Origin of the sequence: Acidocella aromatica (genome assembly GCF_014201825.1) — a bacterium.
Lineage (GTDB): Bacteria > Pseudomonadota > Alphaproteobacteria > Acetobacterales > Acetobacteraceae > Acidocella > Acidocella aromatica.
Genome location: NZ_JACHFJ010000002.1, coordinates 346,573 through 357,983 on the forward strand (window position 1 = coordinate 346,573; position 11,411 = coordinate 357,983).

At 65.7% G+C, this 11,411-nt stretch carries 8 protein-coding genes; 4 read left to right on the forward strand and 4 right to left on the reverse strand.

Annotated elements, in window-relative coordinates:
- The first annotated feature begins 4 nt into the window (after positions 1 to 4).
- The 4 genes from HNP71_RS04230 (at position 5) to HNP71_RS04245 (ending at position 6,777) form a co-directional block, all read left to right on the forward strand.
- Complete coding sequence (locus tag HNP71_RS04230) at positions 5 to 1,753, forward strand: tetratricopeptide repeat protein (RefSeq protein ID WP_183265614.1); 1,749 nt, start codon at positions 5 to 7, stop codon at positions 1,751 to 1,753.
- Positions 1,750 to 4,479 carry a glycosyltransferase gene (locus tag HNP71_RS04235; protein ID WP_183265615.1) on the forward strand — a complete coding sequence of 910 codons (2,730 nt, stop codon included), beginning with the start codon at positions 1,750 to 1,752 and terminating at the stop codon, positions 4,477 to 4,479. Before HNP71_RS04230 ends, HNP71_RS04235 begins: the two co-directional genes overlap by 4 nt.
- 108 nt (positions 4,480 to 4,587) lie before the next feature.
- Positions 4,588 to 5,457: a hypothetical protein gene (locus tag HNP71_RS04240; protein ID WP_183265616.1), complete on the forward strand. Its 870-nt coding sequence runs from the start codon at positions 4,588 to 4,590 to the stop codon at positions 5,455 to 5,457.
- A gap of 15 nt (positions 5,458 to 5,472) precedes the next feature.
- The gene (locus tag HNP71_RS04245; RefSeq protein WP_183265617.1) at positions 5,473 to 6,777 is read left to right on the forward strand and encodes a glycosyltransferase; all 1,305 of its coding nucleotides are present in this window, start codon (positions 5,473 to 5,475) and stop codon (positions 6,775 to 6,777) included.
- Between the two features lie 108 nt (positions 6,778 to 6,885).
- On the opposite strand, the gene pnp is transcribed toward HNP71_RS04245, so the two are convergent.
- From pnp to HNP71_RS04265, 4 genes are all read right to left on the reverse strand, one after another.
- A complete protein-coding gene (gene pnp / locus HNP71_RS04250; protein ID WP_183265618.1) occupies positions 6,886 to 9,039 on the reverse strand; it encodes a polyribonucleotide nucleotidyltransferase in 2,154 nt (717 codons plus the stop codon).
- A 274-nt stretch (positions 9,040 to 9,313) separates the two neighbouring features.
- Entirely contained in the window at positions 9,314 to 9,784 is a 471-nt protein-coding gene (gene gpt / locus HNP71_RS04255; protein ID WP_183265619.1) for a xanthine phosphoribosyltransferase, read from the reverse strand.
- Positions 9,785 to 9,825: 41 nt separating this feature from the next.
- Positions 9,826 to 10,584, reverse strand: a complete 759-nt coding sequence (locus HNP71_RS04260; RefSeq protein WP_183265620.1) for an NAD kinase — start codon at positions 10,582 to 10,584, stop codon at positions 9,826 to 9,828.
- Positions 10,581 to 11,411, reverse strand: a complete 831-nt coding sequence (locus HNP71_RS04265) for a carbon-nitrogen hydrolase family protein (protein ID WP_183265621.1) — start codon at positions 11,409 to 11,411, stop codon at positions 10,581 to 10,583. The genes HNP71_RS04260 and HNP71_RS04265 overlap by 4 nt, the downstream gene beginning before the upstream one ends.

Here is an 11,411-nt window from a genome sequence, read left to right on the forward strand (position 1 = left end):
CGCCATGAGCCTGAAGAAATCGATCAGCGACAAACTGGCCGCCCGCCATCCGGACAAGGCGCTCATCCGTGCGCGGGAGCTGAAAGCGGCGGGCGATCTCGCCCGGGCGTTCAAGCTTTACGTCGTGGCGGCTGAGGCAGGCATCACCGAGGCGGAGCGTGAGCTCGGCACCTATTACCACCAGGGGCTGGGCGGCCATGGCAGCACGGCCGACGCGGTGAACTGGTTCACCCGCGCCGCCCAAAAAGGCGATGTCGAGAGCCAGACCAACCTCGCGGGTATTTATCTTGCCGGTTACCGGCCGGATTCTGCGCTGTTCGGTGGAGCCAAGGACGGGCCCGCCGACCTCGCCGAGGCCCTGCGCTGGGCGCTGCTGGCAGCCGAGGCCGGAGAGCCTCGGGCTCAGGCTCTGGCCGGATATATCTATATGGAAGGCCCGGAGGAGCTGCGCGACGACGCGAAGGCCAGGCTCTGGTACAGCCGCGCCGCCGAGGCGGACAATGCCTACGGGCATCTCGGCTTCGGGCTGCTCACCCTGCGCGGCGCCGAGGAAGACGAACCAACCTTCCGGGGGGTAGAGCATATCCGCAAGGCGGCCGAGGCCGGGTTGGCGCTCGGGCATTATTATCTGGCCGAGATTTACGAAAAAGCCATCGGCTTGCTCCCCGACCCCGCGAAAGCCGCCGAACATTACGGCGAGGCGGCCAAGGGCGGCATCCGCAACGCCCAGGCCAAATACGGACTGATGCTAATGCAGGGCACTGGCATCAAGACCAACAAGACCGAGGGCGAGACCTGGCTGCGCCGCGCGGCGATCGCAGGAGACCCGGAAGCGGCGGCGCTCGTCGCCGATATCTACGCCAATGGCGATGGCGATCTGCCCCCGAGCTATGCCGAAGCCGCCAACTGGTTCCGCATCGCGGCCGAGGCCGGGCACCGTGCCGCGGCCCGCTCGCTGGGCGTGCTTTACATGCTGGGTGCCGGCGTGCCGCGCGACCCGGACGAAGCCGCCAAATGGTTCCGCCAAGCCGCCGAGGCCGGGGATTTCATCGCGCAGGCGGATTTCGCCACGCTGATGCTGAAGAAGCAGATCAACCCGCGCTTCACCGAGCCCGCCCCGGTGCATGAATGGTTCGAGAAAGCGGCCGAGGCCGGGGATCTGATCGGGGCGTATAACTTCGCCGTCTGCCTAGCCGAGGGCGTGGGTGTGGAGAAGGACGAGGCCAAGGCCGTGGAGTGGTTCCGACGCGCCGCCGACCATGTGCTGAACGCCCAGCACCGCCTGGGCCGTATGCTGGCGGAAGGCCGTGGCGTGAAACAGGATTTCGTCGAGGCACGACTCTGGCTGGCCAAGGCGGCCTCGCTCGGCCAGACGGACGCGCTGCTCGACCTCGCGGCGCTGGAACTGCAAGGGCTTGGCGGCCCGCGCAACGACGAAGCCGCGCGGATGATGTTCGAACGCGCCGCCGAAAATGGCTCCCGCGATGCCATGTTCGCGCTCGGCGCGCTGTATGGCGGCGGGCACCAGATCCCCACCGACCGCGCCCGCTCGCTCGAATTCTACCGCAAGGCGGCGGAGCTGGGACATCCGCGCGCGGCGCTGATGCTGGGCAAATATCTGCGCCTGGGTATCGCCATCGAGCCCGACGCTGACGAAGCGCGCAAATGGCTTACCCTGGCGGCCAAGGCCGGTCTGGCTGAAGCCGAGGCCGACCTCGCGTCGCTGGAGCCCCCCGCCACCGCCGCCGAGTGAAGCACCGGAACAGCCTCGATACCGCGGCCGCTGCCTGGGCGCGCGGGCTGGAGCCAAGCAAGGACGCGCTGGCTTGGCTGCGCCGGGCCCGGCGTCTGGCCCCGGATGACCCGCGCATCGCGCTGGACCTTGCCCGTGCTTTGCTGGCCGCCGGGCAGCCCGCCGAGGCGGGGGCGGAATTCGCCCCCATTGCCAAACGGCACGACATCGCCGCCGCCTGGACCGGCCTGGCATTGGCCGAGCAAAGCGCAGGCAACAGCAAGGCCGCCGCGAAGGCGCTGGCGCACCTGCTCACACGGCATTGCCTGGCGCCCGATCCGAACTTTACCGCCTTCGCCCTCCATGTCGCCACCCAGGCCGGTTTCAGCGGGGTTCAGCAGGTCACACCAACGGGCGAGATCATCCTCCACGGCACCCACCGCCTGCTCGGCGCACGGGCGGACAGCAAGGCGCTGAACCGGGTGGAAGGCTTGGTGGCCTGGGAGAAAGAGGGCCTGAGCGGCTGGGCCTGCCGCCCCGCCTGGCCCGACGAGCCACCTTGCTTGGTCCTCGCCGATGCCACCGGGCAGCGCCGGAACATCCGCTTCGGCAAGACGCTGAAGCCCGATGACAGCGCCCCGCTCCTACCCCGCCACAGCTTCCGCCTGAGCGCCCGGCAATTGCACGGCCTTACCCCGCCCTTCGCCCTGCACGGGCCGGATGGTGCCAACATCATGGGCAGCCCGCTGGACCCGCGTGCGCTGGCTTCCCCGCCCATCCCGGCGGCGAAACGCGGCAAGCCGCCCAAACGCATCCCACCCCAAGCTCCGCTGGCGCTGCTAATGCCTGTGTACCGAGGCTTGGGCGAGACCAAGGCGGCCTTGGCCTCGGTGCTGGCTGCCATGCCCGCCGATGCGCGGCTGATCGTGGTGGACGATGCCTCTCCAGACCCCGCGCTGAGCCGGCATTTGCGCACGCTTGCCGCCGCCGAGCCGCGCCTGACCTTGCTTGTCCATGCCAAAAACCAGGGCTTCTGCGCCGCCGTGAATACCGGGCTGGCCGAAGCGGCTGGGCGTGACGTGCTGTTGCTGAACAGCGACATCCTGCTGCCTCCTGGCGCCATCGGCACATTGCGGGACGCCGCCTATGCCGACGCCGCTACCGGCACGGTCACGCCGCTCTCCAACGAGGCCAGCATCTGCAGCTACCCGGCGCGCCATGGCGGCAATGCCATGCCCGATCTGCGCGAGGCCACCCGGCTGGACACCCTGGCACGGCAGACCAACGGCGCGGCAGCTGTCGAAATCCCCACCGGGGTCGGATTCTGCATGTATATCCGGCACGACTGCCTGACCGCGACCGGCGGCTTCAGGGACGAGATCTTCGCCCAGGGTTACGGCGAGGAAAATGATTTCTGCCTGCGTGCGCGGCATCTCGGCTACCGGCATATGGCCGCGGCCGGGGCTTATGTGGCGCATGTGGGCGGCATCTCCTTCCGCGCCGCCACACGCGGGCTGATGACCCGCAACGGCGCGGTGTTCAACCGGCTCTATCCTGGCTACCATGAGATGATACTGGAGGAGATCGCGGCCGACCGGCTATACCCGTACCGCGCAGCACTCGATGAAGCCCGCCTGCGCGCCGCCTGCGCCAATAAGCGCACCGTGTTGCTGATCTCGCACAGCCATGGCGGCGGCGTGGCCCGGCAGATGGCGGCGGATCTACGCAAATGGCGACGCGCCGGATACGCCACGCTGCTGCTGGTCACGCAATTCCCCACCAACCTTGCCACCAAGACGCCTTATCCCTGGCCTTCGCTGCTCTGCACCGGCGAGGCCAAGGACTACCCCAACCTCACCTTCTCCCTCCCCACCGCCATGCCCGCCTTGCTGGCGCTGCTGCGCCGCCTGGGCGTGGAACAGGTGATGCTGCACCACACGCTGGGGCATGACGACAGCGTGCGCGCCCTGGCCCAACATCTCGGCGTGGCGCAGGACATCGTGGTGCATGACTACGCCAGCTTCTGCCCGCGCGTGACGCTGCTGCGCCACGCGGCGCCCGGTGAACCGCTACGCTATTGCGGCGAGCCTAATATCACGGGCTGCATCTCCTGCCGTGCCCAGGGGGGCGATCTTTTCAGCAAGCTGCCCATGCGCAAGCTGCTCGCCCGCTCGACCGCCGAATTCGCCGCCGCCCGTAGGGTCATCACGCCATCCGAGGATGTCGCCACCCGCATCGCCCGCCATTTTCCTGGGGTAAAGCCATGCGTGCAGCCCTGGGAAAATGACGCCGCACCGCGCCCTCTCGTTCCCCCGCCGCCACCCGGCGTGGCACGCAACATCGCCGTCATTGGCGGCATCGGACCGGCCAAGGGGTTCGACGTGTTGCTCGACTGCGCCGCCGATGCCACCTCCCGCAATCTGCCGCTTACCTTCAGCGTCATCGGCGGCAGCGCCGATGACGCTCGCCTGCTGGAGGCTGGCGTCTTCGTCACCGCCCCCTATCGCGAGGGCGAATTGCCAGGCCTGCTTGCCGAAACACAACCGCATCTGGCCTTCCTGCCCTCCATCTGCCCGGAAACCTGGTGCTTCACCCTGGGCGAGGCGTGGGCGGCGGGGTTACCCGCCATCGTGTTCGGAATCGGCGCCCAGGCCGAGCGGGTCAAGGCCACGGGACGCGGGCTGGTGCTGCCGCTTGGGCTGCCCGCAGCACGTATCAATGATCTTTTGTTAAGCTGCCGGTTTTGAAGCATAATCCGCCCTTTTCCGCTTATCGAGGGCTGGATAAAAACCGGGAGTTAAATTAACCCTGTTAAACTAGGGTAATCCGCATAACCACGACGATCAGGAGACCAAATGGCTGCTGCAAAATCCGCCAAGAATCCCGCACCACCCGCACCCGAAGCCGGTGCAGCGGGGAGCGATCGTAGCGCCCAGGTCCATGAGCTGAAAGTTACCGGCCACATGATGAACCTGCCGCCGGGCTTGTTCTGCTTCATTAACGAAACGAACCCGGCCGCACCTTCGCATAACGGCATGCCGGGCGTGCGCGTCTCCCCACCGCCCATCGGCGGGCAGAATGTGGAGATCGCCGGTTTCCGCCCCGATGGCTGGCTGAACGCCGAAGGCGATGCCACGCTGGTGCGCATCCGCAACCAGCCCGCCCAGGTGCTGGTGACCATCTACCAGCTTCCCAACCAGCCCGATGCCGCGCCGCGCCTGCAGGTGCGCCAGTTGCTCGCGGCCAACGAAACTCCCGTTCCGGCAGCACAGGCGCAGGTCCAGGCCGAGCCTGAAAAGGTCGATTTTGTGGCGCATATCCAGGGCCGGGGCGATGTTGGCGCCAAGTTCGGCGACTGGCTCGGCGAGCGCGGCAGCAATAGCTGGGTCGAGGGCTTCTCCGTCGCAGCCCCCGAGGGCATCGCCCCGGCAGACCTCACCTATCAGGCCGTGCTTGGGCGCGGCTGGCTCTCCCCCTGGGTGGAAGCCGGTGAATATTGCGGCTCACGCGGCATGGCCCTGCCGCTGCTCGGCCTGCGCGTGCGCCTCAGCGGCGAGGCTGCGGAGCGCTACGAGGTGAGCGTCTCAGCGAGCTTCGTCGGCGGTGCCGCTGCTGGCCCCGTAGGCAATGACGAAACATGCGAGGCCGAGACCCTCGCTCCCCTGGAAGCGCTGCAAATCACCCTCACGCCGCGCGCCCGCAAGGCCGCGCGGGGCAAGCGCTAACCGGCACGCGGCACCGTGAACTTTCTCTTCGTCCACCAGAACTTCCCTGGCCAGTACCTGCATCTGCTGCGCAGCTTGCAGGCGGATAATGAAAAGCATGAAGGCACGCACGAGCTTGTCTTCATGACGGAGCCGAACAACAACCACATGGCCGGGGTGCGCAAGGTCACCTATTCCAAGCCACCTCCGGTTTCAGCCTCGCTGGTGCTGGAGGCGCGGGAATACGAGATGTCGACACGCCGGGCCCAGGCCGGGTATCGCGGCGCGTTGCAGATCAAGGCACTGGGCTTCAAGCCCGACATCATCGTCGGGCATCACGGCTGGGGCGAAATGCTCAATCTCGTCGATGCCTTCCCCGGCGTGCCGATCCTCGGTTATTTCGAGTTCTATTACAAAATCCACGGCACGGACGTGAATTTCGACCCGGAATTCCCGATGCCCGAAGCGCAGTTCGGCGCTGTGCGCGGCAAGAACTCGGTGAACCTGCTGGCACTCAACCTGGAGCAATACGGGCAGACGCCGACACGCTGGCAGCAAAGCACCTACCCAAACTGGGCGCAGAAGCAGATCCGCATCATCGAAGAAGGTGTCGATCTCGAACTCTGCAAGCCGGACCCTGCCAGCCGCAAGGCACCACTCACTGTGGGCGGGCTCACGGTCACGCCCGAACAGAAGCTCGTTACCTATGTGGCGCGCAATCTGGAGCCGTACCGGGGCTTCCATACCTTCATGCGGGCTTTGCCCCGCATCCTGGCGGAAAGGCCGGATGTGGTTGTCTCCCTCGTTGGTGGCGACGAAATCAGCTATGGCGCGCCGCCCCGGCAGGGTGGAAGCTGGCGCGAGGTGATGCTGCGCGAGGTCGGCTCACAGCTCGATCTCTCGCGCGTGCATTTCCTCGGCAAAGTGCCGTATGAGCAGCACCTGGCGCTGCTAAAACGCTCGGACGCGCATGTGTATCTGAGCTATCCGTTCGTCGCCTCGTGGTCGCTGCGCGAGGCACTGGCCTGCGGCTGCATGGTGGTCGGCTCGGACACCGATACGGTGACGGAATTCGTGAAACACGAGCAGAACGGGCTGGTCACGCCAACACTGGACCATGCCAAGCTCGCGCAAACTGTTCTGCGCGCACTGGAGGATGGCAAGCTGGCCGCCAAGCTGCGCAAAGGCGCACGGGCTTTTGCCGAGCAGAATCTGGCCATGGACGCCTATATCGCCAATTACCGCGCGTATATCGAGGAAATTGTTGGGCGCCCCCTGCTGCCTCCCCCGCCAAAAGTGGCGGCGAAACCGAGGACCCGGAAAAAAGTAACGGCGCCGTAAGGCGCCGTTTTTTATTATAGAAGTTTTTGGTTTCCTGCCCTTTTTAAAAAGGTCCGGAAGGATGCAGCCTTTTTTGTAAAAAAGGCCGCATCCAAAAAACTTTTAAACTTACTCTTCGGCGCCGGCAGCGTCTTTCTTGCCCTTGCCACCGACCTGATCGGAGATATCCGCGCCGGTCTCCTGGTCAACCACGCGCATGGAGAGCTTCACCTTGCCACGGTCGTCGAAGCCGATGACCTTCACCTTCACGGTGTCGCCCTGCTTCACCACGTCGGTGGTCTTGGCAACGCGTCCCTGGGCCAGCTCGGAGATGTGCACGAGGCCATCCTTGGCACCCAGGAAGTTCACGAAGGCGCCAAAATCGGCGGTCTTCACGACCTTACCGGTGTAGATCACGCCCACTTCCGGCTCTGCGACGATGCCTTTGATCTTCTCGATCGCGGCCTGGATCTTCTTGTCGTCCGAAGCGGCGATCTTCACGGTGCCGTCGTCGTTGATGTCGACCTTCGCGCCGGTGGTCTCCACGATTTCGCGGATCACCTTGCCGCCAGTGCCGATCACGTCGCGGATCTTGTCCTTGGGCACCTGGATGGTCACGATCTTCGGCGCATTGGCCGAAACGCCCTGGCGGTTGCCGGTCAGGGCCTTGGCCATTTCACCCAGGATATGCATGCGGCCATGCTTGGCCTGCTCCAGGGCGATCTGCATGATCTCCGGGGTGATGGAGGTGATCTTGATGTCCATCTGCAGCGAGGTCACACCGTTCTCGGTGCCAGCCACCTTGAAGTCCATGTCGCCGAGATGATCCTCATCGCCCAGGATGTCGGAAAGCACGGCGAAGCCCTTGTCCTCTTTGATGAGGCCCATGGCGATGCCCGCCACCGGGTGCTTCAGCGGCACGCCGGCATCCATCAGTGCCAGCGAGGTGCCGCAGACAGTGGCCATCGAGGAGGAACCGTTGGACTCGGTGATCTCGGAGACCACGCGCAGCGTATACGGGAAGGCTTCCTTGGTCGGCAGCAGCGGGTGAACCGCGCGCCAAGCCAGCTTGCCATGGCCGATCTCGCGGCGGCCGGGCGACCCCATGCGGCCGGTCTCACCAACGGAGAACGGAGGGAAGTTATAGTGGAGCATGAAGTGCTCCTTGAACTCGCCCTCGATGGCATCCACCACCTGCTCGTCCTGCGCGGTGCCGAGGGTGGCAACCACCAGCGCCTGGGTCTCGCCACGGGTGAACAGCGAGGACCCATGGGTGCGCGGCAGCACGCCAACTTCCGCCAGGATGGGGCGGACGGTCTTGGTGTCGCGGCCGTCGATGCGCAAGCCGGTGTCCAGGATGTTGTTGCGGACGATGTCGGCTTCCAACTCCTTGAACAAACCCTTGGCGGCTTCGGCGTTCAGGCCTTCTTCGGTCAGCTTGGCGGCGGCTTCTTTCTTCACCGCGCCAATCTTCTCGTAGCGGACCTGTTTCTGCGTCTCCTTATAAGCCTCGCTCAGGCCGGCGCGGGCCAGCTCGTCCACGCGGGCCTTCAGGGTCTTGGTCTCGTCGGACTCTTCGGGCAGGGCCCAGGGGTCCTTGGCGGCCAGCTCGGCCAGTTCGATGATCGCCTGGATCACCGGCTGGAAGCCCGCGTGACCGAAGGTGACGGCGCCCAGCATGATTTCTTCCGACAGCTCGGAGGCTTCGGACTCAACCATCAGCACGCCTTCAGTGGTGCCAGCGAGAACGAGGTCGAGCTTGCTCTCTTCGCACTGGCTGGTGGTCGGGTTCAGAATGTACTGACCGTCGATATAGCCAACGCGGGCGGCGCCAACCGGGCCGAAGAACGGAATGCCGGAGAGGGTGAGCGCGGCGGAGGCGGCAACCAAGCCGACGATGTCCGGATCGTTCTCCAGGTCATGGCTCAGCACGCTGACAATGACCTGCACCTCGTTGCGGAAGCCCTCGGGGAAGAGCGGGCGGATCGGACGGTCGATCAGGCGGGAGACCAGCGTCTCGCGCTCGGTCGGGCGGCCTTCACGCTTGAAGAAGCCGCCCGGGATGCGGCCGGCGGCGTAGAACTTCTCCTGATAGTTCACGGTCAGCGGGAAGAAATCCTGGCCCGGCTTGGCGGTCTTGGCACCGACCACGGTGGCGAGCACCACGGTATCGCCATAGGAGGCGACGACCGCGCCATCAGCCTGGCGGGCGACCTTGCCGGTCTCCAGAATCAGGGTCTTACCGGCCCAATCCAGCTCTTTACGGAAATATTTATCGAACATGCATGTACTCCAGCGCGGCCGCCGGAGACGTTCGTGGCAAAGGATGGGCGCTTTGGCCGGTTATGGGGCGGCGCCTCGGGCGGCATGGGTCTGGCTGGGGTTTACACCCGCAACCACGGACCATGTGGCCGGAAACGCCGCTGATGCAAAAACCCAGCGGCGGCGCGGTCATCCGGTTGCGCTCACGCCCCGATCAGCCGCTTAACACACCGCGCCACCATGGCGCGATGCGGCTTCCTAGCTGATTCTCGGGGCAATGGCTAGGCGAAGTTTGTTACCCTTGGCGCGCCACGGGTGCTACAAACTGCGGCTCGGTGTCCCAGGGGAAGAGGATCCAGGTATCCTGGCTCACCTCAGTGATGAAGGTATCCACCAGCGGCTTGCCCGCCGCCTTGGCGTACACGGTGGCGAAATGCGCCTTGGGCAGCAGCGAACGCACCAGCTTGGCGGTGGTGCCGGTGTCCACGAGATCGTCCACGATCAACCAGCCCTCTCCATCCCCTGCGGCGGCGGGGGGTTTGACCACTTGCGGCTGGCCTAAATTCTCATCGTCATAGGTGACGACCGAGACGGTCTCGATGAGCCGGCATTCCAGTTCGCGGGCGATGATCGCGGCGGGGATCAGCCCGCCACGGGTGATCGCGACGACGCCAACCCACGGCCCCAGCGCGTGCAGCCGCCAGGAGAGGGCCTTGGCGTCGCGGTGCAACTGGTCCCAGGTAACAGTGAAATAATGTTGTGCCATGGGGCGGGATTAATGAAGCCCGCCCGCCCCGGCAAGTATAATCAGACGGTGAATTGCTCGGTGATGATGCGCTCGGAGAGGGCGCGGTCGGGGTCGAACAGCACGGTAGCACCTAAGCTCTTGTCCTCGCTCACCGCCACTGAGATGACATCGCGCACCTCGGTGAAGTCGGCCACCGCCGCCACCGGGCGTTTGTCCGGCTCCAACACCTCGAACAGTACCTCCACGTTGGAGGGCAGCAGCGCCCCGCGCCAGCGCCGGGGACGGAAGGCGGAGATCGGCGTAAGCGGCAGGAGGTTGGCCGAGAGCGGGACGATCGGCCCGTGCGCCGAAAGGTTATAGGCCGTGGAGCCGGCGGGGGTGGCGATCAGTACACCGTCGCAGATCAGCTCCGGCAGGCGTTCGCGATGGTCGATGGAGATGCGGATCTTGGCCGCCTGCCGCCCCTGGCGCAGCAACGAGACCTCGTTGAAGGCCATCGCCTCCTCCACCACGCCCGAGGCGGTAACGGCATGCATGCGCAGCGGGTGCAGCACCGCCGGATGCGCCTCGGTGATACGCGCAGGCAGGTTCTCCTCGTGGAACTCGTTCATCATGAACCCGACAGAGCCGCGATTCATGCCATAAACCGGCATCCCGGCGCCGAGCACGCGGTGCAGGCATTCGAGCATCAACCCATCGCCGCCCAGGGCCACCAGCACATCGGCGTCCTTGATCGGATGCTCGCCATACAGCGCCACCAGCCGCTCCCGTGCGGCCTGGGCGCCTTCGGTCTGCGCTGCGATAAAAGCTAACTTCACGCCAGCCGCCGGTGGTCGAGCAGCGGCATGTTGGCCCGCACCTTGGCGGTGAATGCCTTGTTGATGGTGGCCACGGCCCAGCCAGGGCCGTCCGACGCCTTGGCCACCACATGCCCCCACGGGTCCACGATCAGCGAATGGCCGTAGGTCTGGCGCGGCTCGCCATTGCCCTCGTGATGCGTGCCGCAGGTGCCCGAAGCGGCGAACCAGCATTGCGTCTCGATGGCGCGGGCGCGCAGCAGCACCTCCCAATGGTCCTTGCCGGTTTGCAGGGTAAAGGCGGCGGGCAGCACGATCAGTTCCGCCCCTGCCCGGCGCAGGGCCAGGAACAGCTCGGGGAAGCGGATATCATAGCAGATGGCCAAGCCCACGCGGGTGCCGGCGATATCCAGCGTCACCACCTCGTCGCCCGCGCCGTAGATGGCGCTCTCGCGGTAGCCCTGCCCGTCCGGGGTGGTGATGTCGAACAGGTGGATCTTGCGGTAGCGGCCCAGCTCCTCGCCCAGGGGGTTGAACACGATGGAGGTGTTGAGGATCTTCTCCCCCGCCAGCTCGCCGATGCTGCCGCCATGGACGTATACGTTATGCACCACCGCCATGCCGCGCAGGAACTCATAAGCCTCGCCGCCGGTGCCGCCCGGCACGGGCAGCGTTTCAGCGGCGGCAAATTTGTTGGCGCGCGAGCCGCCAAGACAGGTCCACATCTCGGGCAGCACCAGCAGATCGACCTTCTGCTCGGCCAGCAGGCCTTCGATCAGCCCGCGCGCCTGCGCAATATTCTCGCCCTTGTCGGCCCCTGGCGACATCTGGATCACGGCAACGCGCAT

Coding starts and splice junctions, on each gene's coding strand:
- HNP71_RS04230 (WP_183265614.1), top strand. CDS start 5: ATGAGCCTGAAGAAATCGATCAGCGACAAACTGGCCGCCCGCCATCCG.
- HNP71_RS04240 (WP_183265616.1), top strand. CDS start 4,588: ATGGCTGCTGCAAAATCCGCCAAGAATCCCGCACCACCCGCACCCGAA.
- pnp (WP_183265618.1), bottom strand. CDS start 9,039: ATGTTCGATAAATATTTCCGTAAAGAGCTGGATTGGGCCGGTAAGACC.
- gpt (WP_183265619.1), bottom strand. CDS start 9,784: ATGGCACAACATTATTTCACTGTTACCTGGGACCAGTTGCACCGCGAC.
- HNP71_RS04265 (WP_183265621.1), bottom strand. CDS start 11,411: ATGCGCGTTGCCGTGATCCAGATGTCGCCAGGGGCCGACAAGGGCGAG.